Source organism: Massilia niabensis (genome assembly GCF_042655085.1).
In the GTDB taxonomy this organism is placed as follows: Bacteria; Pseudomonadota; Gammaproteobacteria; order Burkholderiales; family Burkholderiaceae_D; genus Telluria; species Telluria niabensis.
The window spans coordinates 17,953-43,682 of record NZ_JBHSMU010000008.1 but is presented as its reverse complement, the minus strand read 5'-3'; the positions used below and the strand labels follow the sequence as shown (position 1 = coordinate 43,682).

The 25,730-nt window shown below is 63.8% G+C and carries 27 protein-coding genes; 8 read left to right on the top strand and 19 right to left on the bottom strand.

Going from position 1 to position 25,730, the window contains the following annotated elements:
• Window positions 1–94: 94 nt before the first annotated feature.
• The 3 genes from ccsB to ACFPN5_RS07125 all read right to left on the bottom strand — a co-directional run bounded on the left by ccsB (window position 95) and on the right by ACFPN5_RS07125 (window position 4,211).
• Complete coding sequence (ccsB, locus tag ACFPN5_RS07135; RefSeq protein WP_379781560.1) at window positions 95–1,270, bottom strand: c-type cytochrome biogenesis protein CcsB; 1,176 nt, start codon at window positions 1,268–1,270, stop codon at window positions 95–97.
• Window positions 1,271–1,323: 53 nt separating this feature from the next.
• The gene (locus ACFPN5_RS07130) at window positions 1,324–3,414 is read right to left on the bottom strand and encodes a cytochrome c biogenesis protein ResB (protein WP_379781558.1); all 2,091 of its coding nucleotides are present in this window, start codon (window positions 3,412–3,414) and stop codon (window positions 1,324–1,326) included.
• Window positions 3,415–3,536: 122 nt separating this feature from the next.
• Window positions 3,537–4,211, bottom strand: a complete 675-nt coding sequence (locus ACFPN5_RS07125) for a c-type cytochrome (RefSeq protein WP_379781556.1) — start codon at window positions 4,209–4,211, stop codon at window positions 3,537–3,539.
• Window positions 4,212–4,486: 275 nt separating this feature from the next.
• Here ACFPN5_RS07125 and yihA point away from each other — a divergent pair, with 275 nt between their 5' ends.
• Together yihA and hemB are read left to right on the top strand one after the other, a co-directional pair.
• Window positions 4,487–5,227: a ribosome biogenesis GTP-binding protein YihA/YsxC gene (yihA, locus tag ACFPN5_RS07120; protein WP_379781553.1), complete on the top strand. Its 741-nt coding sequence runs from the start codon at window positions 4,487–4,489 to the stop codon at window positions 5,225–5,227.
• 14 nt (window positions 5,228–5,241) lie between these two features.
• Complete coding sequence (hemB, locus tag ACFPN5_RS07115; RefSeq protein WP_379781551.1) at window positions 5,242–6,255, top strand: porphobilinogen synthase; 1,014 nt, start codon at window positions 5,242–5,244, stop codon at window positions 6,253–6,255.
• Between the two features lie 60 nt (window positions 6,256–6,315).
• Here hemB and ACFPN5_RS07110 read toward each other — a convergent pair whose 3' ends face one another.
• The 5 genes from ACFPN5_RS07110 to ACFPN5_RS07090 all read right to left on the bottom strand — a co-directional run bounded on the left by ACFPN5_RS07110 (window position 6,316) and on the right by ACFPN5_RS07090 (window position 13,881).
• A complete protein-coding gene (locus tag ACFPN5_RS07110; RefSeq protein WP_379781549.1) occupies window positions 6,316–7,221 on the bottom strand; it encodes a hypothetical protein in 906 nt (301 codons plus the stop codon).
• Between the two features lie 137 nt (window positions 7,222–7,358).
• Window positions 7,359–10,499, bottom strand: coding sequence for an efflux RND transporter permease subunit (locus ACFPN5_RS07105; protein ID WP_379781547.1), 3,141 nt, complete (start codon window positions 10,497–10,499; stop codon window positions 7,359–7,361).
• Window positions 10,496–11,683, bottom strand: a complete 1,188-nt coding sequence (locus ACFPN5_RS07100) for an efflux RND transporter periplasmic adaptor subunit (RefSeq protein ID WP_379781545.1) — start codon at window positions 11,681–11,683, stop codon at window positions 10,496–10,498. The genes ACFPN5_RS07105 and ACFPN5_RS07100 overlap by 4 nt, the downstream gene beginning before the upstream one ends.
• Window positions 11,684–11,797: 114 nt before the next feature.
• Window positions 11,798–13,156, bottom strand: a complete 1,359-nt coding sequence (locus ACFPN5_RS07095) for an ATP-binding protein (protein WP_379781543.1) — start codon at window positions 13,154–13,156, stop codon at window positions 11,798–11,800.
• A complete protein-coding gene (locus ACFPN5_RS07090; RefSeq protein WP_379781542.1) occupies window positions 13,153–13,881 on the bottom strand; it encodes a response regulator in 729 nt (242 codons plus the stop codon). The genes ACFPN5_RS07095 and ACFPN5_RS07090 overlap by 4 nt, the downstream gene beginning before the upstream one ends.
• 207 nt (window positions 13,882–14,088) lie before the next feature.
• Here ACFPN5_RS07090 and ACFPN5_RS07085 point away from each other — a divergent pair, with 207 nt between their 5' ends.
• The 6 genes from ACFPN5_RS07085 to ACFPN5_RS07060 all read left to right on the top strand — a co-directional run bounded on the left by ACFPN5_RS07085 (window position 14,089) and on the right by ACFPN5_RS07060 (window position 17,904).
• A complete protein-coding gene (locus tag ACFPN5_RS07085) occupies window positions 14,089–14,637 on the top strand; it encodes a Spy/CpxP family protein refolding chaperone (RefSeq protein WP_379781540.1) in 549 nt (182 codons plus the stop codon).
• A gap of 215 nt (window positions 14,638–14,852) precedes the next feature.
• Window positions 14,853–15,278: a CsgE family curli-type amyloid fiber assembly protein gene (locus ACFPN5_RS07080; RefSeq protein WP_379781538.1), complete on the top strand. Its 426-nt coding sequence runs from the start codon at window positions 14,853–14,855 to the stop codon at window positions 15,276–15,278.
• A gap of 13 nt (window positions 15,279–15,291) precedes the next feature.
• Window positions 15,292–15,741, top strand: coding sequence for a curli assembly protein CsgF (locus ACFPN5_RS07075; protein ID WP_379781536.1), 450 nt, complete (start codon window positions 15,292–15,294; stop codon window positions 15,739–15,741).
• The gene (locus ACFPN5_RS07070; protein WP_379781534.1) at window positions 15,738–16,634 is read left to right on the top strand and encodes a CsgG/HfaB family protein; all 897 of its coding nucleotides are present in this window, start codon (window positions 15,738–15,740) and stop codon (window positions 16,632–16,634) included. The genes ACFPN5_RS07075 and ACFPN5_RS07070 overlap by 4 nt, the downstream gene beginning before the upstream one ends.
• Before the next feature lie 12 nt (window positions 16,635–16,646).
• Window positions 16,647–17,204: a hypothetical protein gene (locus tag ACFPN5_RS07065; protein ID WP_379781532.1), complete on the top strand. Its 558-nt coding sequence runs from the start codon at window positions 16,647–16,649 to the stop codon at window positions 17,202–17,204.
• 58 nt (window positions 17,205–17,262) lie between these two features.
• On the top strand, window positions 17,263–17,904 hold the full coding sequence (locus ACFPN5_RS07060) for a hypothetical protein (protein ID WP_379781530.1): 642 nt from the start codon (window positions 17,263–17,265) through the stop codon (window positions 17,902–17,904).
• A gap of 72 nt (window positions 17,905–17,976) precedes the next feature.
• Here the strand turns inward: ACFPN5_RS07060 and dsbD are convergent, their stop codons facing one another.
• From dsbD to rpmD, 11 genes are all read right to left on the bottom strand, one after another.
• Window positions 17,977–19,857: a protein-disulfide reductase DsbD gene (gene dsbD / locus ACFPN5_RS07055; protein ID WP_379781528.1), complete on the bottom strand. Its 1,881-nt coding sequence runs from the start codon at window positions 19,855–19,857 to the stop codon at window positions 17,977–17,979.
• 145 nt (window positions 19,858–20,002) lie between these two features.
• On the bottom strand, window positions 20,003–20,398 hold the full coding sequence (rplQ, locus tag ACFPN5_RS07050; protein ID WP_005663400.1) for a 50S ribosomal protein L17: 396 nt from the start codon (window positions 20,396–20,398) through the stop codon (window positions 20,003–20,005).
• Between the two features lie 182 nt (window positions 20,399–20,580).
• A complete protein-coding gene (locus ACFPN5_RS07045; protein WP_026354946.1) occupies window positions 20,581–21,558 on the bottom strand; it encodes a DNA-directed RNA polymerase subunit alpha in 978 nt (325 codons plus the stop codon).
• A 130-nt stretch (window positions 21,559–21,688) separates the two neighbouring features.
• Window positions 21,689–22,312: a 30S ribosomal protein S4 gene (gene rpsD, locus ACFPN5_RS07040; protein WP_379781526.1), complete on the bottom strand. Its 624-nt coding sequence runs from the start codon at window positions 22,310–22,312 to the stop codon at window positions 21,689–21,691.
• A 223-nt stretch (window positions 22,313–22,535) separates the two neighbouring features.
• Window positions 22,536–22,940, bottom strand: a complete 405-nt coding sequence (rpsK, locus tag ACFPN5_RS07035; RefSeq protein WP_005663404.1) for a 30S ribosomal protein S11 — start codon at window positions 22,938–22,940, stop codon at window positions 22,536–22,538.
• 14 nt (window positions 22,941–22,954) lie between these two features.
• On the bottom strand, window positions 22,955–23,320 hold the full coding sequence (rpsM, locus tag ACFPN5_RS07030) for a 30S ribosomal protein S13 (RefSeq protein ID WP_056337616.1): 366 nt from the start codon (window positions 23,318–23,320) through the stop codon (window positions 22,955–22,957).
• A gap of 12 nt (window positions 23,321–23,332) precedes the next feature.
• Entirely contained in the window at window positions 23,333–23,446 is a 114-nt protein-coding gene (gene rpmJ / locus ACFPN5_RS07025; protein WP_005663407.1) for a 50S ribosomal protein L36, read from the bottom strand.
• A 32-nt stretch (window positions 23,447–23,478) separates the two neighbouring features.
• Entirely contained in the window at window positions 23,479–23,697 is a 219-nt protein-coding gene (gene infA / locus ACFPN5_RS07020; RefSeq protein WP_005663428.1) for a translation initiation factor IF-1, read from the bottom strand.
• Between the two features lie 20 nt (window positions 23,698–23,717).
• Complete coding sequence (secY, locus tag ACFPN5_RS07015; protein ID WP_379781524.1) at window positions 23,718–25,052, bottom strand: preprotein translocase subunit SecY; 1,335 nt, start codon at window positions 25,050–25,052, stop codon at window positions 23,718–23,720.
• 27 nt (window positions 25,053–25,079) lie between these two features.
• Window positions 25,080–25,511, bottom strand: a complete 432-nt coding sequence (rplO, locus tag ACFPN5_RS07010; RefSeq protein ID WP_379781522.1) for a 50S ribosomal protein L15 — start codon at window positions 25,509–25,511, stop codon at window positions 25,080–25,082.
• A gap of 29 nt (window positions 25,512–25,540) precedes the next feature.
• The gene (rpmD, locus tag ACFPN5_RS07005; RefSeq protein WP_379781520.1) at window positions 25,541–25,720 is read right to left on the bottom strand and encodes a 50S ribosomal protein L30; all 180 of its coding nucleotides are present in this window, start codon (window positions 25,718–25,720) and stop codon (window positions 25,541–25,543) included.
• Window positions 25,721–25,730: the final 10 nt, after the last annotated feature.

Here is a 25,730-nt window from a genome sequence, read left to right as displayed (position 1 = left end):
TGGTGGTTTAGTTAGTCGAATCATATCGACTCCATCAAGGACTTGTCGCAGCGCTGGTTCCAGGAAGATATTTCTCCGCACCACGTGCAGCCGCTTACAGTTCGCCGTAGGAATGCAGGCCCGACAGGAACATGTTCACGCCGATGAAGGCGAAGGTCGTCACGAGTAAGCCCACCACCGCCCACCAGGCCGCCACGCGTCCGCGCAGGCCGCTCATCAGGCGCATGTGCAGCCAGGCGGCGTAGTTGAGCCAGACGATCAGCGCCCAGGTTTCCTTCGGGTCCCAGGACCAGTAGCCGCCCCAGGCTTCGGCCGCCCACAGCGCCCCGAGGATGGTGGCGACCGTGAAGAAGGCGAAGCCGACGGAAATGGACTTGTACATCACGTCGTCCAGCACTTCCAGGCTCGGGATGCGGTCGGCCAGGATGCCGTGCGATTTCAGCAGGTAGGCGGTGCCGACCATGGCGGCCAGCGCAAAGGTGCCGTAGCCGATGAAATTGGCCGGCACGTGGATCTTCATCCACCAGCTTTGCAGCGCCGGCACCAGCGGCTGGATGGCGGCGGCGTCGCGCGACACCGTGTACCAGAGCAGGAAAGCGACGGCCGCGCCGATGATGAGCAGGACGAAAGCGCCCAGCTGGCGCGTCGCATAGTGCCCTTCGTAGTACAGGTAGAACAGCGCCGTGATCAGCGCGAACAGGATGAACACTTCGTACAGGTTCGACACCGGGATGTGGCCGATGTCCGGCCCGATCAGGTAGGACTCGAACCAGCGCACCATCATGCCGATAAAGCCCATCACCACCGCGGCCCAGCACAGGCGCGAGCCGATCGCGCCGCCCGTGTCCGACCTGGCCAGCAAGCCGATCCAGTAGAACACGGTCGAGAACACGAACAGCGCGCTCATCCACAGGATGGCCGACTGGCTCGACAGCATGTACTTCAGGACGAATTTTTGTTCCGCGGCGCCAAGCGAGCCGCCGTACAGCGACACCGCCCACAGCGACAGCAGGGCCACCAGCGGGATCAGCCAGCGCACCGGCTTCCAGTGCCAGCCGAGGGCGGCGAAGGTCGGCGCGGTGAGCAGCAGGATGACGCGCTCGTAGCCGTCCATGTAGGCGGCGTAGCGGTTCAGGGCGAACAGCACGGCGGCCATCAGCGCCGCACCGAACAGCCAGTCGATTGCCGTGAGGCGGCGGAAATAGCCGGGCGTTTCGGTGTAAGTCACGCCAGGCTTGGTCACGCCAGGGTTCGGTCGGGATGCTTCCATGCTTGTCTCCAGTGCTTTTTGTCTCGCCTGCGTTCTCGGCAGCGACTGCCAGCTTACGCCGATTGCGGCAGCTTGGCTGCCAGCTCGGCGAACTCTTTTTCGAAGTCCAGCGTCTTGCGCTGGGTGCTCATCGCCATCAGCGCATGGGCGCCGTTGTCGTTCTGCCGCACCCACACCCACAGGCGCCGCTCGCGGATATAGAACATCGCGAAGATGCCGGCAACGAGCAGCGTGCAGCCGAGGTAGACGATTTTCTTGCCCGGCGAGCGCGTCACCTGCAGCACCGAGGCTTTCACTTCGTTGAACTCTTCCAGTTGCAGGTAGACCGGGGCGCCGTAGAAGAAACTGTCCGACAGCGCATTGGTCGCCAGTTGCAGAAAGCGCGCCTGCGCGTCGTTGCCTTCGACCGGCGCCTCGCCGTCGCGCGCCCGCGCGGCCTGCCACAGGTCCCACAATACGCCGTTGAGCATCTTGATGAATACTCCCGCCGCCTTTTCCTGCTCGGCGGCCGGAATCTTTTCCAGGAACTGGGCCACGGCCACGAAACCGCCCGGCGTGCCGTCGCCGGCGAACATGCCCAGCGTGCGCTCGGCCGAGTGGCGCAGCTGCTCCGAAAATTCCGGCTGGGCTGCCTGGCCGGGGGACACGGCGCGCGCCGCATAGCGCCGCGCGGCCTCGGCGCGCAGCAGCGGGTCAGCCAGCGCCGCGCGCAGGCGCATCCATTCGCGCACGCCGTGCTTGTCGTCGGCAGGAATGCGCAGGAAGCGGAAGGATTCGTTCGGGTTGTCGCGCACGCCGGCCAGATACACCTGGGCGCCCTCGAGCGTCACCGGCTGCATGTAGTTCATGAATTCACGCGCCTGGCCGGTCTGGTCGCGCAGCTTGTACTGCACGCTCGGGCCGACGTTTTTCAGGTCCTTGTTGTCGGCGCTTTTCCCGGCCGAGCCGGAAGCCTTGCCGAGGGTCGCGGCGAACTGTTCGTTCAGCGACTGCCCTTTCGTGACCGCGCGCGGGTCGTTGACGGCGGTGTTCTCGACGTTGAACGGGCGGAAACCCGACCACTCGACCGAGAAGGTGCTGCCCGCCGCCTTCAGCTCGGTGGCGCCATTGACTTCGCCGGCGATGTCGAAGGCGCGCGCCTCCTTGCCGGCCATCGGGAAGCCGGTCAGTTTCAGCTTGGTGCCGCCATCCTCGAAACTCGACTGGTAAACGGCCACGCCCTTGTAGATCAGCGGCTCGTTGACCTTGATCGTCGCCGGGAAGGTCTTGCCCTCCGCGCGGTCGTGCACCACGACGTCGCTGGCGAACAGCTTCGGCATGCCGGTCGAGTAGAAATCGATGTGGAATTTCTTCAGTTCGATCGCGAACGGCAGTTCCTGCAGCAGCGAGCCGCCGCCTTGCGGGATGGTGGCGGTCTGCCCGGTCTGGCCTTCGGCCAGCAGGATGTTGCCGCGGTAGGTCGGGTTCGCGACGCTCAGGCGGTGCTGGCCCGGCACGTCGGCAATCAGGCCGCCGCCCGTGTAGGGGGTTTTGCCAAGAAACCATTGCTGGACGCGGATAGGCAGTTCGGAATCGAGCATCCCGCCCAGCAGGATCACGATGATGGCCGTGTGCGCGAAGATATAGCCGAACTTGTTGCCCGCGCCCTGCTTCGCCACCACCAGCGTGCCGTGTTCCTTCTCGACGATCCTGACCTTGTAACCGGCATGGCCCAGGCGCATGGCGGTCTGCCGGGCCAGCGCGTCCGGGGCCAAAGGCGCCGTCCATTCGGTCTTGTGGCGGAAATTGCGCAGCGACTCTTCACGCACCCCTTCGCGCCAGCTGCGCATGTCGCGCACCATTTTCGGGGCATTACGGATCACGCACAGGCTGGTGGAGACGATCAGGATCAGCAGGATGGCGAGGAACCACCAGCTCGTGTAGACGGTGTAGATGCCAAACGCGCGGAACACTTCGTACCAGAACGGCCCGAACTGGTTCACGTAGTTCGGCATGATGCTGTTCTGCGTGACGACGGTGCCGATGATGGCGGCAATCGACAGCAGCACCAGCAGGCTGATGGCAAAACGCATCGACGACACCAGCTCGACTGCTTCGGCCAGCCAGCGGCGGCGCGTCTTCAATTCAATTCCGGTGGTGCTCATTTCTTCTGGCAACTTCCTCGTGCGGTGGTGGATACCGCAGGCTTGCAGCAGCAAAAGAAAAGGGCGTTGGCTTACGCCGCCGCCCTTTTCTGTTCTTCCATCTTATGTATTACGCAAATTAATCAGCGCAGGCCGGCGATGTAATCGGCCACCGCCTTCATTTCGGCATCCGACATGCGCTGGGCCAGCGCCGTCATCTGCGGGCTGTTGCTGCGGGCGCCGGTGCGGAAAGCCACCAGCTGGGCCACAGTATAGTCCTGCAGCTGGCCCGCCAGGCGCGGATACTGGATCGGAATCCCGCCGCCGTTGGCGCCATGGCAGCTGGCGCAGGCCGCGACACCCTTGTCGGCGATGCCGCCGCGGTAGATCTTGCGGCCAAGTTCAATCGTATCCTTGTTCTTCGCTGCGCCCGGCTTGACCTTCTGGGTCGCGAGGTAAGCGGCAACGTTGCGCTTTTCCTCGTCGGTGAGCATCTTGGCGTAGGTGGTCATGACCGGGTTGACGCGTTGCGGTGTCGTGAAGTCGACCAATTGCTTGTGGGTATAGGCTTCGATCTGGTTCGACAGCTTCGGATTCACCGCGATGGTCGAGTTGCCATTGGCGCCGTGGCAGGACAGGCAGGCCGGCAGGCCACGGGCGGTGTCGCCGCTCTCGTACAGGGTCGCGCCCTTGGCGGCATCGGGTTTGGCGACGCGCTGTGCTTCGGCTGCGCCAGCAATGCCGCCGAGCGCCAGGCCTGCAACCAACAACGATTTCACGAACACCGCGCTAGCGGTCGATACAGACACACGATTCATTCGAGCACCCTGAAAAAGTCGACAACAAATTATTGTAAAGTACAGCGGCCTTGCTGGCACCCTCACAGAAGGGCATCGAGAACCGTCGCGAGCGGAAGGAGATTTGGCTGAGAAGCGCAGCTGTACGGTGGTACAGCGAGCATCGCAAGGCAAATATCCGACGCGCAGTAGGTTATTCGAGGTCCTTCATGGCGCGAACAATAGATAACCCCTTATTGTACAATAGCTTTGTTTCCCTATTGCTTCATTTCATTGCCTTTTTCACCTCTCCCCCCATGTCCAAACTCTGGCAAGCCCGCTTCTTCACGACCGTCAACCAGCTGCGCGATCTCCCCAACACCGTGGTGCCCGAGATCGCCTTCGCCGGCCGTTCCAACGCGGGCAAGTCGACCGCGATTAATATCCTGACCAACCAGAAGGGCCTGGCGTTCGCGTCCAAGACCCCTGGCCGCACGCAGCACATCAATTATTTTTCGATCGGCGGCGCCCACGTCGGCCAGCACCGCAAGGACCCGACCATCGTCGATGAAATCCGCGCCATGCTGGTGGACTTGCCGGGTTACGGCTACGCGGAAGTGTCGGGTAACGCCAAGCTCCACTGGCAAAAGCTGCTGGGCGACTACGTGCAGCGGCGCGAGCAGTTGGCCGCGCTGGTGCTGATCATGGATTCGCGCCGCCCGTTCACCGACCTCGACGTGCAGATGCTCGAATGGTTCGCCCCGACCGGCAAACCGATCCACTGCATCCTGACCAAGGCCGACAAGCTCAACCGCAACGAGCAGGCCAACGTGCTGCGCGAAGCGAAAGGCGTCCTGGAAAGCTATGTCGACGAGGATGGCGAAGGCTTCCCGTTCACGGTGCAGCTGTTCTCGGCCCTGAAGCGCATCGGCATCGAGGAAGCGGACGCCAAGATCCAGGAGCTGGTCGGGCTGGATCGCGAAGTCGAGTTTGACGATGACGAGCCTGCGGCCGACGATGCCGCCGCCGGCGAAGGCAAACCAGACGATTCCATCTGAAGAAAGCGACCTCGATGACCTCGATTACTGCCGCCATGTACCCCGCCACCCGCCTGCGCCGCATGCGCCGCGACCCGTTTTCGCGCGCCCTGATGCGCGAAAATACCGTCACCGCATCCGACCTGATCTACCCGGTCTTCATCCTCGACGGCGAGAACCAGCGCCAGCAGGTGGCCTCGATGCCGGGTGTGGAGCGGGTCTCGGTCGACGTGCTGATGGGCGTGGCCGAGGAATGCGTGGCCCTGGGCATTCCGGTACTGGCGCTGTTCCCTGTCGTCGACGCCTCGCTGAAAACCTATGATGGCGTGGAAGCGACCAATCCCGACGGCCTGGTGCCGCGCGCGGTCAAGGCACTCAAGCAACGGTTCCCGCAGCTGGGCCTGCTCACCGACATCGCGCTCGACCCGTACACCACGCACGGCCAGGACGGCCTGCCCGACGAGACCGGCTATATCGTCAATGACAAGACGATCGAGATGCTGGTACGCCAAGCGCTGACCCATGCCGAGGCCGGCGTCGACGTGGTGGCGCCGTCGGACATGATGGACGGCAGAATCGGCGTCATCCGCAATGCGCTGGAAGAGCGCGGCTTCATCCACACCCGCATCATGGCCTACTCGGCCAAGTATGCCTCGGCCTTCTACGGCCCCTTCCGCGACGCCGTCGGTTCGAGCGCCAACCTCGGCAAGGCGGATAAAAACACCTACCAGATGGACCCGGCCAACAGCGACGAAGCGCTGCGCGAAGTAGCGCTCGACATCGCCGAGGGCGCCGACATGGTGATGGTCAAGCCGGGCATGCCCTACCTGGACGTGGTGCGCCGCGTGAAGGACGAATTCAAGGTGCCGACCTTTGCCTACCAGGTCAGCGGCGAGTACGCGATGATCAAGGCCGCCGCCCAGAATGGCTGGCTGGACCACGACAAGGTAATGATGGAATCGATGATGGCGTTCAAACGCGCCGGGGCGGATGGGGTGCTGACCTATTTTGCGCTGGATATCGCGCGCAAGCTGAAGGCGGGCGGCTAAGTTTCTCTTCGCTCAACAAAAAACCGTGCCGAGGCACGGTTTTTTTACGCTCCAACATCCCTACCTTGCCGGCGGCCTGTACTCCGGGAACATTTCCTTCATCAGGAAAGCCTGCAACTCGGCCGTATCCGCCGGGCGCGCGCTCATCTTCACGACGCGTCCCAGGCGGTGCGAATCCCAGTCGAAGTCGCCGGTCTTTTCGCGCCTGATCAGCTCGATCATCTTCTTGACGACGGCCGTCTCGACATCCGGCTCGCTGCCCTGCTCCACCGTGACTGCGGTCAGCCAGCGGCGCTTGAAGTTCGGGTTCCAGCCGCGGAACTTCAGGTCCATGCTGTGGAAGGTCTTGTTCGAGATCGAGAAGACGCCGCCGGACTCATTGGCGTCATCGGCCCCGCGCTTATTGATCGCGGCGATGTTCGCCAGCGCGTTGCGGGTGCCGCGCGCGGCTTCGCTTTCCTCGGTCGTGGTGCTGGGGTCGGTAGCGCCGCGCGCCTGGCGGCGCTTGGCGAGATATTCCGACATGTCCATCTGGGGCGTGATCTCTTCGCGCTTCGGCTCCGGGGTCGGCTCCTCTTTGGCAACCTCGACCGGCTTTTCGTCGGGAATGGTAATCGTGTCGGGCAGGCGCTCGACACGCGGGCGTGTCGGCGGCGTGGTTTTCGTGGGCTCGGTGGGTTTGCGAACAGCCGACTTCTGCGGCGGCGGCGGCGCCGGTTTCGACAGCGGCGCGACGTAGACAATTTCCTCGCCGGTTGGGCCCGCGGCCTTTTTTTCAGGGCGTTCCGGTTGCCAGAAGTACAGCCCTACCAGCAGCAGGTGCAGGCCGATCGTGATCGCCAGGCCGGTCCGGCTGGTGCGCCGCTTGCCATATTCCAGCACGGTGCTTCCGGGCAGGGGCTGCCCGCAATGTGCGCAGACATCGCTCTCGTTCGTGCAGGTATGGGGGTCGTCACGCAAGTTCAATAGCACTTCCTGGGAAACGGAACTAAGTTGGCGAAAGGCGGCCAGTGCGAAAGTCTACCCGGTTTGGGTCCTTCCCGCACAGCCGCCTTTTACCAGAGCTTACCCGTCAGTCATCCTGACGGTTGTTACCAGATGTTTCAGGCCGCGCGCGACGGGTGCTTGATCGCGGGATGCTGCTCGTGCGCCGCGTGGGCGGATTCGGCCGCGGCTACGTCGTCGTCCGTCATCGGTCCGGTGCCGCTGTACTTGTCGAGGTACAGGTAGATCACCGGCGTGATGTAGAGCGTGATCACCTGCGAGAAGATCAGGCCGCCCACCACGGCCAGGCCCAGCGGCTGGCGCAGCTCGGCGCCGGCGCCAATGCCCAGCGCGATCGGCAGCGCGCCCATCATCGCTGCCAGCGTCGTCATCAGGATCGGGCGGAAGCGCAGGATGCAGGCTTCCCGGATCGCTTCTTCCGGCTTCATGCCCGCATTCCTCTGGGCGTCGAGCGCGAAGTCGATCATCATGATCGCGTTCTTCTTGACGATACCGATCAGCATCAGGATGCCGATCATCGCGATTAGCGTCAGGTCCATGTCGAACAGCCACAAGGTCAGCAGGGCCCCCACGGCCGCCGACGGCAGGCCGGCCAGGATGGTCAGCGGGTGGATATAGCTCTCGTACAGGACGCCGAGCAGCACGTAGATGACGCCAATGGCCGTGATGATCAGGATCAGCTGGCTCGACTGGGTGTCCTGGAACACCGCCGCGTCGCCGCCGTACTGGGTGATGACGGAAGCCGGCAGCTTCATCTCGCGGCCCATCTCATCGATGGCCGCGGTGGCGTCGCCCAGCGGCACGTCGGGCGCCAGGTTGAACGACAGCGTGATCGCCTGCAACTGGCCCTGGTGGTTGATCGCGATCGGGCCGACGGTGCGGCGCACGCTGGCAAAGCTCGACAATTTCACCAGCTCGCCCGACTTCGAGCGCACCGACACCTTGGCCAGCGCATCGTCGTAATAGCGGTCGGCTTCGGCCGCTTCCAGGATCACGTAGTAACTGGCCGCGCTCGAATAGATGGTCGAGACCTGGCGCTCGCCGAAGGCGGCGTACAGCACGGTGCGCACGCTGGCCATGTCGACGCCGAGCAGGGCCGCCTTGTCGCGGTCGATGTCGAGGGTCGCCTGCAGGCCGCGGTTCTGCGAATCGCTGGTGACGTCGCGGAAAATCGGATTGGCGCGCATGCGCTCGAGGAACTGGTCGGCCCAGCCGCCGATCTCGCCGCCGGACACGCTCTGCAGCGAATACTGGTAGCGGCTCTTGCTTTGGCGCCCGCCCAGCTGCAGGTTCTGCACCGGCGACATGTACACCTGCACGCCGGCGATGTTGCGCGTGGCCTTGCGCAACTCGTCAAGAACGACCGGCATCGCCGGACGCTCACTCCTCGGCACCAGCACCAGGAACATGCGGCCGGTATTGCCGCCGCCGGTGAAGGAGGTTACGTCCTGCACGTGCTTGTTGGCCCGCATGGCGTCCACGACATGGCCCTGCAGCTCCATCAGCTTGGCCGACGAGGTGTCTTCCGCCGCCTCGACGGTGACGCGCAGCTGGCCCAGGTCTTCCTCGGGGAAGAAGCCCTTTGGCATGGTCGAATACAGGATGACGGTCAGCACCAGCGTGCCGAAGGCCATCATCAGCACCAGGAAACGGTGGCGCAGCGCGGTATCGAGGGTGCGCGCATAGCCATTGCGCACGCGCGTGAACATGGCTTCGAAGCGGCGCCCGATCCAGGTCATCTCGTGCGGCTCGATGTGGCCGCCGCCCTTGATCAGGCGCGAGCACAGCATCGGCACCAGGGTCAGCGAGACCACCGCCGACACCAGCACCGCCAGACCCACCACGACTGCGAATTCACGGAACAGCAAGCCAATCACGCCCGGCATGAAGAAGATCGGGATGAACACGGCGACGAGCGAAATCGAGATCGAGATGATGGTAAAGCCCATCTCGCGCGAGCCGACCAGGGCCGCATGGAAGGGCTTCTTGCCCATCTCCATGTGGCGCACGATGTTTTCCAGCACCACGATGGCGTCGTCGACCACCAGGCCGACGGCCAGCGTAATGCCGAGCAGGGAGATGTTGTCGAGGCTGTAGCCGAAGGCGTACAGCAGCGACAGCGCGCCCAGCAGTGAAATCGGCACCGTCACGGCCGGGATCAGGGTCGCGCTCAAGCGGTGCAGGAACAGGAAGATCACCAGGATGACCAGGATGACGGTGCCGGCCAGGGTCAGGTTGACGTCGTGGATGGCTTCGCGGATCGAGATCGAGCGGTCGTTCACCAGGTGGATCTTGATCGATGCCGGCAGCTGGGATTCGAATTTCGGCAGCAGCGCGCGCACCGAGTCGACCACCTGCACGGTATTCGCGTTCGGCTGGCGCTGCACCATCAGCACGATCGAGCGCTCGCCGTTCAGGCTGCCCGCGGCTTTGACGGACTGGTAGCTGTCTTCGACATTCGCCACGTCCTGCAGGCGCACCGGCAGGCCGTCGCGGGTGGCGACGATCAGCTGGGCGAAATCGGCCGCCTTCATCAGCTGGCCGCCGCCCTGGATCGTCAGGGTCTGCTGCGGGCCGTCGAGCACGCCCAGCGGCGCATTCGAGTTGGCCGCGCGCAGGGCGGCGGCCAGTTCGTCCATCGAGATATTGCGAGCGTTCATCATGTCGGAACGGGCACGCACGCGCACTGCAAAGCGCTTGCCGCCATTCACCGTGACCTGGGCAATGCCCGGCAGGGTCGAGATGGCCGGCGATACCATGTTCTCGGCGTAATCGTTCAGCTCCGACAGGTTCATCGACGGCGAGGTCATGTGCATGAACAGGATCGGCGAATCGGCCGGATTGACCTTGCGGTAGGACGGCAGGTCCGTCATTTCCTGCGGCAACTGGCGCTGCGCGGCCAGCAGGGCCGCCTGCACGTCCACAGCCGCCTTGTCGACATCGATCTCGTTGGCGAATTCCAGCGTCAGGTTGGTATTGCCCTGGGTGCTGGTCGAGGTGATCAGCTGGATGCCGGCGATCGTCGAAAACTGTTTTTCCAGGGGCAGCGCCACCGAGGAGGCCATCGTCTCGGGGCTGGCGCCGGGCAGGTTGGCGCCGACGTTGATGACCGGGGTGTTATAGCTGGGGAGCGCGGCCACCGGGATGTGCAGGTAGGCCAGCACGCCGACCAGCACCAGGCTGATCGACAGCAGCACCACCATCACGGGGCGGCGGATACACAGTTCGGACAAATTCATGCCGCTTTATCCTTTCCCGCGGTTGCAGCCGGCGCACCCTGCGCGCCCTGTGGTTTGGCGGCTGCCAAACGCACCTTGCCGCCCGGACGCAGGTTCTGCTTGCCTTCGGTGATCACCTGCTCGTTGCCGGCCAGGCCGGTCACCGCCGCGTTCAGGCCGAATGCATGCTGGCGCGTCACCGGCACCATGCGTGCGGTGCCGTCCTGTTCGACGACGTAGACGAAGGTGCCCTGGGCGTTGATGATAATCGCATTTTGCGGGATGACGACGGCGTCCTTGATCGTGCGCACGGTGACGCGGGTATTCACGTACTGCCCCGGCCACAGCAAGCCGTCGCTGTTGTTGAACTGCGCCTTGACGCGGATGGTGCCGCTGGTCGCATCGACGGTGTTGTCCACGAACGACAGTTCGCCGGTGATCGGCTGGGCATCGGCCACGCCGGTGCTCGCTTCAACGGCGACCTTGCCCGCCCTTTGCGCGGCCAGCAGCGAGCCGAGGCTCGACTCCGGCAGCGTGAAGGCGACGTCGATCGGATCGAGCTGGGTAACGCTGGTGAGCGAGACCGACGGCTCGACCAGGCTGCCCGGATAGACGTTGATGGCGCCGACGCGGCCGGCCATCGGCGCGCGGATGCTCGTATAGCTGGCGCTGACCTGGCTGGCACGCACGGCGGCCGAGCTGGCGGCCACGGCGGCACGCGCCGCCTCGACCTGGCTACGCAGCGTATCGACGGCACTCTGGGCGAGGAATTTCTGGGCGACCAGTTCCTGGCTGCGCTTGTACTGGCGCTCGAGGTCGGCCAGGGTGGCGCGGCCGCGCTGGGCCTCGGCCTGCGCCTGGGCCACGCTGGCCTGGTTGCTGCGGTCGTCCAGCGAGAACATCAGCTGGCCAGATTTCACGAACTGGCCTTCCTTGATGTGCACCTGCCTGATCGTGCTGGTGGTCTGCGGGCGCAAATCGACCGTGCGCTGCGGCGTGACGGTGCCGTTGGCCGCCACGTCGACGCCGACATCCTGGCGTTGCGGCGCCACCACGTTGACCGTGGTTGGAGGCATGCCACCCTTGCCGCCAGGCCCGCCCTGCCCGCCCCCGGCTTCGGCCTGGGCATCCCGGTTCATGTACCAGGTGCCAGCCGCACCGGCGGCAACGACGATGGCGATGATTGCTAACGTATTCTTTTTCATTCAAGTCCCTTACCGCGCGTGCCGGCGGCTTTATCAATCAAAATGCAATGCGAAAAGTGCGATGCTACCAACTAAATATGACCGGCGCATGCCACGTTAACTTTTTACCCAGCCTTATTTTCCAGGATAGTACTCCGGCAGCATCAGCGTCACTTCCAGCCCCCCTTCCGGGAGGTTGGCCAGGGTGATGCTGCCGCCGTGCTGCTCCGCGATGTTGCGGGCGATCGTCAGGCCGAGACCGGTGCCGCCGGATTCGCGCGAGCGCGAGGTTTCGACGCGGTAGAACGGATCGAACACCCGCTGCATCTCCGCCTGCGGAATGCCGGGGCCGGCGTCGCGCACGCGGATGCGCGCCGCGCCGTTGACCCGGTCCACCACGACCTGCGCCTTGTGGCCGTACTTGACGGCGTTGTCGATCAGGTTGCCCAGGCAGCGGCGCAGGTCGAGCGGGCGGCCCAGCAGCGCCATGCCCGAGCGCCCGGCGAGCGTCACCGGCTGATTGGCGTCGGCGGCGTCGTCGCAGCTAGATGCGAGCAGCGAATCGAGGTCGAGCATCTGCATGCTCTCGGTGGTGTCCATGCTGCGCGCCAGGTCGAGCCCCTCGCGCACCATCGCCTGCATGGCCGACAGGTCGCCGATCAGGCGTTCCTGGAGCTCGTTATCCGATACTTTTTCCAGGCGCAGGCGCATGCGCGTGAGCGGCGTCTGCAGGTCGTGGGTGATCGCCGCCAGCATCTGCGTGCGCTGGAAGATGTACTTGCGGATGCGCGCCTGCATCGCGTTGAATGCCGCGCTGGCCTGGCGGATTTCGCTGGCGCCGGTGAGGTCGAGCGGTGCGCGGTTGATGTCGTTGCCGAGGTCCTGCGCGGCCTGCGCCAGCTGCTTGAGCGGGCGCGTCGTCATGCGCGCCACCAGGTAGGCGAGAAAGGCGGTGCTGACAAAAAACAGGGCGAGCACGCCGCGGTAGTCGGTCTCGGCCCCCACCAGGGTGCGCGGCGGCAGCACGGCCAGGTGCAGCTGCTCGCCGTCGCGCAGGCGCACGTTAAGGTTCTCGCAGGCGCCGCGCCATTCGGCCTTGAGCAGGCCGTACAGGATCGGCAGGCGTGGCGGATGGGCGCAGGCCGCAGGCGCCAGCGCCGCCGAGCTGATCAGGTAATTTTTCCCCAGGCGCTCGGACAGGGTCCTGGCGAAGGTGGAGGCCTGCGGCGCCTGCGGATGCGGGGCGCCGGCTTCGAGCTGCAGGCCCGGGCGGTTGGCCACGGCCAGGTAGGCGCGGCGCGTCGACGCCGGCACGATCTCGGTGGCCATGATGAGCTGTTCGGCGCGTTCGATCAGGGTCTGGTCGCGCTGGCGCTCGAGCACGCGCTGGCGCTCGACGTCGGCCAGCCACTGGGTCAGCGCGGCCGACACCAGGATCCCGAGCAGCAAGGTGACGAAGACACGGCCCGTCATCGAGCCGATGAAGGCTTTCACGTAGTCGGCTCCACCGTCACCTGGCCGGCCAGCACATAGCCGCCGTTGCGCACGGTCTTGATGATCTGCGGCATGCGCGCATCCTCACCCAGCTTCTGGCGCAGGCGGCTGATCTGGATGTCGATCGAGCGGTCGAACGGGTCGGCGTCGCGGCCCTGCGTGAGGTTGAGCAGCTGGTCGCGGTTGAGCACGCGGTTCGGGTGCTCGAGAAACACGCGCAGCAGGCGGAACTCGGCGCCCGAGAGCATGATCACGAGGCCGTCGGGGTTCACCAGGTGGCGCGCGGTGAGGTCGAGCGTCCAGTTCGAGAAGCGCATCTGCTGCACGTTCTCGGCCGGGGCATTCGAGGGCATCGCATGCGAGCGGCGCAGCACGCTGCGGATGCGCGCCAGCAGTTCGCGCGGCTCGAAGGGCTTGGGCAGGTAGTCGTCGGCGCCCATCTCCAGGCCCAGGATGCGGTCGAGCGGCTCGTTGCGCGCGGTCAGCATGATCACCGGCAGGCTGGAGGTGGCGCGCAGCTTGCGGCACAGGGTCAGGCCGTCGTCGCCCGGCAGGTTCAGGTCGAGCACGATCAGGTCGGGGCGCGACTCGTCGAGGATCTTCCACATCGCCGTGCCGTCGCCGGCGGCCAGCGCGCGGTAGCCATTCGACTCGAGGTAATCGGCCAGCAGCTGGCGGATGTCGCGGTCGTCGTCGACGATGAGGATAGTAGAGGGATTGTCCATGGACGCAATTATCCCTGCTTACTCCGGCAGTGCGCAGCCCATTTGTATCGGTATGTATATGGATTCAGGAAGGAAACATATTGATACAAAGTGCGTGGCAGGGGACATGCTGGGGTTACAGTTTTTCGCCATGATGGGTCCTGTGCAGCGAGCAGTAGATGGACACCTGCGGCACACACCGACTGACTCACACACTCAAGGAAACACATGAACACCCTTCGTAAAAATGTTTTGATCGCCCTGGCCGCCGTCGGTTTCGCCGGCGCCGCCTTTGCCCAGACCGCTGTGCAGCCCGCCGCGCAGCCGGCGGAAGGCCGTCATGGCCACGCCGTCAGCGTCGAGCAGCGCGCCGCCCAGAAGGCCGAGCGCCAGGCGAAACGCGCCGAGCGCCAGGCCCAGCGCGCCGCCAAGCTGCGTGCCGAGCTGAAGCTGACCGCGCAGCAGGAACCGGCCTTTGCCGCCTTCCTCGCCGCCGGCAAGCCGGCCCAGCGTCCCTTGGCACGGGACGGCGGCGAGCGCGCCAGCCTGGCCGCCCTGCCCGCACCACAGCGCATGCAGCAGCGCATCGAGCGCCAGAAGCAGCGCACCGCGCGCATGGAAGCACGCCTGGCGGCCCTGAACAGCTTCTACGCCGTGCTGACGCCCGAGCAGAGGCAGGTCTTCGATAGCAAGGCGCTGCGTTCTGGCGGCAAGCATCGCGGCCACCACGGTCGTCACGGCCACCACGGGCAGCGCGGTGCGGCGATGCAAAGCTAAATTGTTTAGTTGGTAAATCGGGAAAGGGATGCTTCGGCATCCCTTTTTTTGTTGACGTTGTCCCACCGCCGGGACACGAGGTGGACGGCCCGGCCAGGTCTGGCCCGCATTGAGCGCCGCCAAAGGAACGGCGCGCATTGATCCGTCTCGGCCAGGGAAACGCGTCGGCATCGCACAATACTTTCCGCTGAGAAATTCACGAGGCTTCGAAACGCATGCTGCTCCTGACCGCCTTCCTGACGCTTGCCGCCGCCCCTGCCGGGGACGAGGTGCGCCCCGTCGCCGCGGCCACAGCGGCGCGCCCACAGGCGCCGCAGCCGCTCAATGGGGTCGTGACCAACAGCACCGTCACGCTGGCGGGCCAGGCGTTTTACCGGCAGTTCTGCCTGGCCTGGCACGACAAGCCGCTCAACGAGATGTTCGCGATCGCAATCCGCGAGCGCACCTCGGCCCGGCGCGGCAACCAGGTCGTGGTCGAGCATGCCGGGCGGGTGCTGTTCCAGGGCGCCTTGCCGCCATTCGCGGCCGGGCTCAGGCAGGTCAGCCAGCAAGCAGTCGAAGTGTCGTATGAAGCAGTCGTCAACGCCGAGGTGCAGCGCCTGCTGTTCAGCCAGGACGAACTGGCCCCCGATGAAATCTAGCCCGGAGTGCAACATGCATCTGAACCACCCGCGCAGCAATGCCGCCGGTCACCCTATGGTTGCTGCCTTCGCCGTCCTGTGTATCGCTATCGCGATCCCGGCGCCGGCTACCGAACTGGTCTATGTTCCGACGAACCCCGTTTTTGGCGGCAGCCCGCTCAACGCCAACGGCTTCCTGAACGCCGCGCAAATGACCAACAAGCACAAGGAGCCGGTCGCTCCTGTGGGCCGGCAAAATGCGCTGCAGCAGTTCACCGACCTGCTCGAGCGCTCGGTCCTGAGCCAGTTGTCGGCGGCCGCCACCTCCGGGGTCATGGGCGCGGGCGGCAAGCTGCGCCCGGGCACGGTGGAGACGGGGAATTTTCGTATCGACATCGTCGATTCCGGCGGCGGCATCCTGACGATCACCACCACCGACAAGACCACTGGCCAATCCACCTCGTTCCAGGTCGGCGGGCCATGATGGCGCGCCTCATGAAGCCGGCGGCGCTGTTGCTGCTGGCCAGTGTGTTGTTCCTGGCCGGCTGCGTTACCCATCATCCCTCGGAAGCGAACAGCGGCGCGCAGCTGACGCCCGGCACGCGCATGACGCGCGACCTGGCGCGCCTGCCCGCCCCGAAGGGCAAGGTCGCGGTGGCGGTGTATGGTTTTCGCGACCAGACCGGGCAATACAAGCCGGCCCCGGACAGCTCGTTCTCGACCGCGGTGACGCAGGGCGGTGCGGCGATCCTGGTTCAGGCCCTGCTCGACTCGGGCTGGTTCATCCCGGTCGAGCGCGAGAACCTGCAGAACCTGCTCACCGAACGCAAGATCGTGCGCGCGCTGGAAGCGCCGGACAAGAATGCGGCGCCCCTGATCCCGCAACTGCAGCCGGCCTCGATCATCATCGAAGGCGGCATCACGGCCTACGAGAGCAACGTGCGCAGCGGCGGGATTGGCGCGCACTACCTCGGGGTCGGGCTGTCGACGCTGTACCGGGTCGACCAGGTGACGATCAACCTGCGCAGCGTCGACATCCGCAGCGGCAAAGTACTGGGCAGCGTGTCCACCACCAAGGCCATCTATTCCTACGAGGTGCGGCCGACCGTCTTCAAGTTCGTCAACTTCAAGGACCTGGTCCAGTTCGAGGCGGGCATGACGCGCAACGAGCCTGCCCAGCTGTGCGTGCGCGAGGCCATCGAAGCGGGCGTCATCCACCTGGTCGCGCAGGGCATCCGCGACGGTTTCTGGGAACTGAAGGATGAGCGCGACCGCAGCAGTTCCCTGCTCGCCCCTGCCGGCGACGAGCATGCGGCGAGCGCCGCCTTGCCGCCGCCCCCGCCTGAGGTTTCCACCCACGATTCTTCCACCACCTAGAAGGAGTTCCACATGAACGAGGACGACGAGGGCCGCGCCCGGGCCCTGTGGCGCGTGCCGCCCCTACGCAAGGCCTGGGTCCGCACGGCCGTGCTGGCATGGCTGGCCGGTTGCGTGCTGGCCGCCGGCCTGGCCTCGGCCAATGACCTGGCGGGACCGGAATTCGGCGGCAGCGGGCATGGCGCCAGCATCAGCCAGTATGGCCAGCTGAACATGGCGTCGATCGACCAGCGCGAGCCGGGACAATTCGCGCGCCTGGCGCAGGACGGCCTGGGCAACCGGCTGGAGGCCTGGCAGTCGGGCGGACAGGGAAACATGGTCCACGCGAGCCAGGCGGGCACGAACAACGCGGCAATGATTACGCAGTCGGGCAGCTGGCACGAGCTCACCCTCGACCAGCGCGGCGACGCCAATATCGCCAACGTCGCGCAGCATGGCGCCGGGCGCGTGGCGCTGATCGAGCAGTTTGGCAACAGCAACCGGGTGGACCTGGTGCAAGGCCCGTCCTCGCCCGCCATCGCGCTGCGCCAGTACGGAGACAACAACGTCGCAACCCTGATCCAGTACTAGGCCACCGGATCCTTGTCGGGAAGGCCTCTTTCCTTACTTTTCTTTATTGGAGTTCACCATGAAGCACATCACCTTCGTCATCGCCTCCGCCTGCTGCCTCTCGGCCGCCGCGCCCGCCCTCGCCAACGACACCGCCAAAATCGCCCAGGGCGGCACCGGCAACACCGTCATGATCGAGCAGATCGCCACGGCGGGCAACAACCACGCGTCGGTGCGCCAGGGGGAAGGCTGGTACAGCGGCAGCGGCAACCATGCGCAGCTGACGCAGCGCGGCGTCGACAACTCGCGTATCGACGTCGTGCAGTCGGGCTTCAACAACCAGCACATGGTGCACCAGTTCGACGGCACCAACCTGCAGGCGAACGTCAACGTGAACTCGGGGCAGTACGGCAATGGCGGCGGCGAAGGCAACATGGTCGATATCAGGCAGTCCGGTTCGAACGCGCATGCCTGGGTCGAGCAAAGCACCAGCATGTACGGCCGGGCCGAAATCTGGCAGAGCGGCTGGGGCGGATCGACCTACGCCGACATCAACCAGTCGGGGCACGCCAACCAGGCCCGCATCGAGCAGATGGGCGGCGACAACCAGGCCTCGGTCTACCAGTCGGGCAGCAACCTGAACGCGTCGATCATCCAGAATTCGAGCGGCTACCATGGTGGTGGCTACGGCAACAACGCCACCATCCGCCAGGGATTCTGATTGACTGTTTTACTGCTGCCGCGTGCGGGCGAGGTGTTCCTCGCCCTTTTATTTTTCACGCAACGGCCTGGCTCAGTTGAGCTTTTGCAGGGAGCCGAGGAACTTGCCGGCGTTCTGGTAACCGATCACGCGGCTGTCCGGGATCTCGGCGCCATTGGCGTCAAAGAAGATGATGCCCGGCGGTCCGAACAGGCCGAAGCGCTTGAGCATGGCCTTGTCGTGGGCGTCATTGGCGGTGACGTCGACCTGGAGCAGCACCGTGTTCGCCAGCTTCGCCTGCACCGCTGGGTCGACAAACGTCAGTTTTTCCATCTCCTTGCACGACACGCACCAGTCGGCATAAAAGTCGAGCATCGCCGTCTTGCCGCGGTTCGCCGCCAGTGCCGCGTCGAGGTCGGCGACGGTTTTGACCCGTTTGAACTGCAGCGCATGCTGGGGGGCGCCGGTCAGGTGCGCAAGCGGGGCCAGGGCGTCGCGCCCGCCGCTGGCCACACCCACCAGTTGCATCGCGCCCAGCAGGCCGAACGCCGCACCCAGGGCCATTGCCGGCCATGGCCCGCGCCGGCTCAGCAGCCAGGCGCCATAACCGAGCAGCAGTGCCGCCCACAACACCATCTGCAGCGCCGCCGGCAGCACGGGCGACACCAGCCACAGCGCCATGGCCAGCATGAGCACGCCGAAGAAGCGTTTTACCGATTCCATCCAGGCGCCGGCACGCGGCAGCAGGGAGCCGGCCGACACGCCCACCAGCAGCAGCGGAATGCTCATACCGACCGCCATCGAGAACAATGCTGCACCGCCAATCAGCACGTCGCGCGTCTGGCTGATGTAAACCAGGGCGCCGGCCAGCGGCGCGGCGACGCAAGGGCCGACGATCAGGGCCGAGATCGCTCCCATGGCGAACACGCCGGCCAGTTTGCCGGACGCCTGGCGGCTCGATGCGCCGGCCAGCTTCGTCTGCAAGGAGGCGGGCACCTGCAATTCATAAAAGCCGAACATGGACATCGCCATCGCCACGATCAACAGGGCGAAGGTGCCCAGCACCCAGGGGTTTTGCAGGGCGGCGGCGAGACCCTCTCCGATCAGGCCGGCGGCCACGCCCAGCGCGGTGTAGACGATCGCCATGCCCAGCGAATACGTCACCGACAGCATCAGGCCGCGCGAGCGTTTTACTTTACCGCCCTCGCCCACGATGATCGACGACAGGATCGGCACCATCGGCAGCACGCAGGGCGTGAACGCCAGGCCCAGGCCCAGCAGCGCGAACGCGGGCACGATCGCGAGCAGGCGTCCGCCCTGGAGGATGGCGTCGATGCCGGCCATCTCGGACGGCGCCTGGGCGGCGCTGACGGTCGCCGGAGGCGCTGGCGCTGTGGCCGGCGCCTGGCTCATGCCTGCGCTCCCAGGCCCTTCGCTCAGCGGACCGGAAGACAGGATGGACGACTGCTGCGCCGGTGCATTCGCGCCGATCGGCAGGCTCGCCATTGGCGCGGCGCCACCTGCGGCCAGCTGCAGGCTCGCTTCCTGCGGCGGATAGCACAGGCCGGCGTCGGCACAGCCCTGGCTGGCGGCAACCAGCGTGAACGGCCCGGTGCCGTCGACCGGAATACGGATCGTCACCGAGCCCTTGTAGGTCTCGACATCCTTCTGGAAAGTCTCGTCGTATTTCACTTTGCCCGCCGGGATCTGCGGCTCGCCGAGCTTCACGCCTGCCGCCGTGAACTTGAAGCGCTCGCGGTACATGTAGTAGCCGTCGGCGATGGCATAGGTCACGACGGCCGTGCTGTCGCCGTCCATGCGCGCGGAGACGCGGAAAGCGATCGACGGGTCGAGGAACTCCTCGGCGGCGCGAACAGGCGCAGCAAGCAGGGTCGCGAACAGGAACAACAGCGACAGCGCTGAGTACAACGCGGCGGCAAGGCCGCCCCGCGCATGGGACAGAAAACTGGGCATGGCTTCCTTTGGATTTGACTACGCAGCGGAATGGTACACCGCCTGCGTGCCGATGGGTAACGCCCTGGCTGGCCTTCCCGACAGAAAGCGGCAGGCGAAAAAAAACCAGGCACGAGGCCTGGTTTTTTCTTGTCGCACGGAGCGATTACTCAGCGGTCGGAGCTTCTTCAGCCGAGGTCACTTCCGGACGGTCCAGCAGCTCGACATACGCCATTGGCGCGTTGTCGCCCACGCGGAAACCCATTTTCAGGATGCGCAGGTAGCCGCCGTTACGGTTGGCGTAACGTGGGCCCAGTTCAGCGAACAGCTTCTGCACCATTTCGCGGTCGCGCAGGCGGGCGAATGCCAGGCGCTTGTTGGCCAGCGTGTCGGTCTTGCCCAGGGTCAGGATCGGCTCGATGACGCGACGCAGTTCCTTGGCTTTTGGCACGGTGGTCTTGATGGCTTCATGACGCAGCAGGGAAACGGTCATGTTGCGCAGCATGGCGAGGCGGTGGGACGAAGTACGGTTCAGCTTGCGAAGGCCGTGACGGTGACGCATGGTAGTTCCTTTCGAGTGTTTATATTCCAGTTCTTCGATCGTTCATGCACAAGGCATGACCGCGGACCGGTTAAATATGGGTTAATTACTACGGTTTTGTCATCCAAAAAGGATCTGGCTCTGCCAGTCCTTTTGGGCTGATCCCAGCCGAAAGTAGGTGTGTACTTTCGGCTGAATACTTTTTACTTCTCGAGGCCGGCTGGTGGCCAGTTCTCGAGCTTCATGCCCAGGGTAAGGCCACGCGAAGCAAGGACTTCCTTGATTTCGTTGAGCGACTTGCGGCCCAGGTTCGGCGTCTTGAGCAGTTCGTTTTCCGAACGCTGGATCAGGTCGCCGATGTAGTAGATGTTCTCTGCCTTCAGGCAGTTTGCCGAACGGACCGTCAGTTCCAGGTCGTCGACTGGACGCAGCAGGATCGGATCGACCAGCGGAGCGCGCGATGGCGCTTCGGCGGCGGCTTCCGTGCCTTCCAGGGCGGCGAACACGTTCAGCTGGTCAACCAGCACGCGGGCCGACTGGCGAATCGCCTCTTCCGGGGTGATGACGCCGTTGGTCTCGATGTTGATGATCAGCTTGTCGAGGTCGGTACGCTGTTCGACACGGGCCGATTCCACTGCGTACGACACGCGGCGCACTGGCGAGAACGACGCGTCCAGGATGATGCGGCCGATCGTCTTGTTGGTGTCTTCCGACAGGCGACGGACGTTACCAGGCACGTAGCCACGGCCCTTTTCGACCTTGATCTGCATGTCCAGCTTGCCACCGGCGGTCAGGTGAGCGATCACGTGATCCGGGTTGATCAGTTCCACGTCATGCGGCAGGTCGATATCCGATGCCAGGACGGCGCCTTCGCCTTCCTTCTTCAGGGTCAGCGTCACGGAGTCACGGTTGTGGACCTTGAACACGACACCCTTCAGGTTCAGCAGCAGGTCGACGACGTCTTCCTGCACGCCGTCCAGCGACGAGTACTCGTGCACGACGCCGGCGATGGTGACTTCGGTCGGCGCGTAGCCGATCATCGACGACAGCAGCACGCGGCGCAGCGCGTTACCCAGCGTGTGGCCGTAGCCACGCTCGAACGGCTCCATCACGACTTTGGCGTGACCGGCGCCGAGCGCTTCGACATCGATAATACGTGGCTTCAACAAACTATTTTGCATGAAATGTCCTTTTCAATACCCTCGGCTCGTTACACCGATAAGGCTGATGGCTTTGAATTCTCTGAACTGAAAGTACAAAAAGCAGAATCGCCCCCTCGCAAGCGAGCAGGCGAATCTGCTGATCTAACAATTAACGCGAGTACAGTTCGACGATCAGTGCTTCGTTGACGTCGGCGGCGATCTCGTTACGCTCTGGGAACGAACGGAAGGTGCCTTCCATCTTCTTGCTGTCAACCGACACCCAGCTTGGCATGCCAACCTGTTCAGCCAGCGACAAGGCTTCGACGATACGCACTTGCTTCTTGGCCTTTTCGCGAACGGCGATGACGTCGCCGGTCTTGACTGCGTACGAAGCGATGTTCACGACGTTACCGTTGACCGTGAAAGCCTTGTGGCTGACCAGCTGGCGCGCTTCGGCGCGGGTCGAGCCGAAGCCCATACGGTAGGTGACGTTGTCCAGGCGCGATTCCAGCAGCTTGAGCAGGGTCTCGCCGGTGTTGCCCTTGCGGCGCGATGCTTCTGCGAAGTAGCGGCGGAACTGGCGCTCGAGGATGCCGTACATGCGCTTGACCTTCTGCTTTTCGCGCAGCTGGTTGCCGTAGTCCGAGGTGCGAGCACCCGACTTGACGCCGTGCTGGCCTGGCTTGACGTCCAGTTTGCACTTCGAGTCGAGCGAGCGGCGTGCGCTCTTGAGGAACAGGTCAGTGCCTTCACGGCGCGACAGTTTTGCTTTTGGTCCGATATAACGTGCCACGTTGAATCCTTTGATGTATTAATCACGCCCCAGAGGCATCCCGAGGATGCGGCAGGCGCTAGTCCGACCCAGATATGAGCGGACGTGGCTAAAATAACACCCCGAGCAAGAGCCCGAGGCGACAACAGCCGGGCAGTATACCCGAATTCGGGTAACTGCACCGGCGTTTGATGCTGGCGCGGGTATTTAAAACCACAGGACTGCCTAAGCAGTCCGGCAATTATTAGATACGACGACGCTTTGGAGGACGGCAGCCGTTGTGCGGCACTGGCGTCACGTCCTGGATCTCGGTGATCTTGATACCCAGGTTGTTCAGTGCGCGGACAGCCGATTCACGGCCTGGGCCTGGGCCCTTGATGCGCACTTCCAGGTTCTTCACGCCGCTTTCCTGCGCGACCTTGCCGGCTGCTTCAGCAGCGACCTGAGCTGCGAACGGAGTCGATTTACGCGAGCCTTTGAAGCCTGCGCCACCCGACGTCGCCCACGACAGGGCATTGCCCTGGCGATCAGTGATCGTGATGATGGTGTTGTTGAACGAAGCGTGGACGTGGGCGATGCCCTCAGCCACGTTCTTCTTCACTTTTTTACGGACGCGCGCTGCTGCTGCGCTGCTTTGTTGCTTGGCCATGGTCGGTTCCTAGATTATTTCTTCAGCGATTGAGCGGCCTTGCGCGGACCTTTGCGGGTACGAGCATTGGTGCGAGTACGCTGACCGCGCACTGGCAGACCCTTACGGTGACGCATGCCGCGGTAGCAGCCCAGATCCATCAGACGCTTGATGTTCATGGACAGTTCGCGGCGCAGATCGCCTTCCACGACAAACTTCGCGACTTCGTCACGCAGCTTCTCGAGTTCGTTATCGTCGAGGTCCTTGACCTTCTTGTTGGTCGCGATTCCGGTCGCGTCGCAGATTTTCTGCGAGCGTGGACGGCCAACACCGTAGATCGCCGTCAGGCCGATAACAGTGTGCTGATGATTTGGGATGTTAACCCCTGCAATACGTGCCATTCGTTATTCCTCTTAACCTTGACGCTGCTTGTGACGCGGCTCGACGCAGATCACACGGACCACGCCCTTGCGCTTGATGATCTTGCAGTTGCGGCAGATCCGCTTGACTGAAGCATTAACTTTCATTTTGTACTCCTGGTGAGTTTACTTAATATTTTTTACTTGGTGCGGAATACGATGCGCGCCCGGGACAAGTCATACGGCGTCAATTCGACCGTTACCTTGTCTCCCGGGAGGATGCGGATATAGTTCATCCGCATTTTACCCGAGATATGCCCCAGAACCACATGCCCGTTTTCCAGCTTTACGCGAAATGTCGCATTTGGGAGATTCTCCAGAATCTCGCCTTGCATTTGGATGACGTCGTCTTTTGCCATTCGGTATCTTCGCTCCCCGCTTATCGCGTCGGAATCCCGCCCTTGAAATTCGCCTTCCGCAGCAGCGATTCATATTGCTGCGACATGACGTAGTTCTGCACTTGTGCCATGAAGTCCATCGTCACTACCACGATGATCAGGAGCGACGTGCCGCCGAAATAGAAAGGAACTTTCCAGTACGACTGCAGGAACTCCGGCACCAGGCACACGAGGGTGATGTACACCGCACCAGCGAGGGTCAGGCGCATCAGGATCTTGTCGATGTAACGTGCGGTCTGGTCGCCAGGGCGGATGCCCGGAACAAACGCGCCGCTTTTCTTCAAGTTGTCCGCCGTTTCCTTGCTGTTGAAGACCAGCGCGGTATAGAAGAAGCAGAAGAAGATGATCGCCGAAGCATACACCAACGCGTAGATCGGCTCACCGGTCGACAGCGAAGCAGCCAGGTCTTTCAGGAACCCGATGAACGGGCTGCTGGTGTCCTTGCCCCGCGTGTACCAGTCGACGATCGTTGCCGGGAACAGGATGATCGAGGACGCGAAGATCGGCGGAATCACACCGGCCATGTTCAGCTTCAGGGGCAGGTGGCTGGTTTGGCCACCGTACACCTTGTTGCCGACCTGGCGCTTGGCGTAATTCACGAGAATCTTGCGCTGCCCACGCTCAACGAACACCACCGCGTAAGTCGTAAGCGCCACCAGGACCACGATAATGATCGCGGCAATGCTGCTGATCGAGCCGTTCGAGACCAGGGTGAACAGGCCACCCAGTGCCGACGGCAGACCGGCTGCGATACCGGCGAAAATAATGATCGAAATGCCGTTGCCCAGGCCACGTTCGGTAATCTGCTCACCCAGCCACATGAGGAACATGGTGCCGGTCAACAGGGTCACGACCGTGACGAAGCGGAAGCCGAGACCCGGATCGAGCACGAGGCCCGGCTGGGTTTCGAGCGCGGCGGCAATGCCGAACGCCTGGAACAGTGCCAGCACCACCGTGAAATACCGGGTGTACTGGGTGATCTTGCGGCGCCCTGCTTCGCCTTCCTTTTTCAGCGCTTCCAGCTGCGGCGAGACGATCGACCCCAGCTGCATGATGATCGAAGCCGAAATGTAGGGCATGATCCCGAGTGCGAACACGGTAAAGCGTTCAAGCGCGCCGCCCGAGAACATGTTGAACATGCCCAGGACGCCGCTTTCGTTCTGCTTGAACAGCGATGCCAGCGCGACGGGGTCAATCCCGGGGACCGGGACGTGGGCACCGAGGCGGTACACGACCAATGCGCCAAGCAAAAACCACAGCCGACTCCAGGGGAAGCCGGCAGCGGCGCTTTTACCAAGTTGTGAATTAGTCGCCAATTTGTGCTCCGATCAGGGACAGTCGCTTTAAGCGACCGAACCGCCAGCTGCTTCGATAGCCGCTTTCGCGCCCGCCGTTGCCTTCAGGCCCTTGAGGTTCACCGCTTTGGTGATCTCGCCCGACAGGATGACGCGCACATCGCGCGCCAGCACTGGCAGGATGCCTGCTTGCTTGAGCACCAGGATGTCGATGTCGCCGACGGCCAGGTTGTTCAGGTCCGACAGGCGGATCTCAGCCTTGAACGTTGCGTTGAGCGACTTGAAGCCGCGCTTCGGCAGACGACGCTGCAGAGGCATCTGACCGCCTTCGAAGCCGACCTTGTGGAAACCGCCCGAACGCGACTTCTGACCCTTGTGACCGCGACCGGCGGTCTTGCCCAGGCCGGACCCGATACCGCGGCCGACGCGGCGCTTGTAGTGCTTGGCGCCGTCAGCTGGTTGAATGGTATTCAATTCCATTGTTTTCTCCGTTACGTAAGCCCGAAGGCTTACGCGACTACTTTAACGAGGTACGAGACTTTGTTGATCATGCCACGCACCGATGGGGTGTCCTGCAACTCGGCGACCGAGTTGACGCGGCGCAGACCCAGGCCGCGCACGGTGGCGCGGTGATCCTGACGGGTGCCGATCAGGCCCTTGACGAGCTTGACTTTGACAGTGTTTGCCATGTGTGTTCCC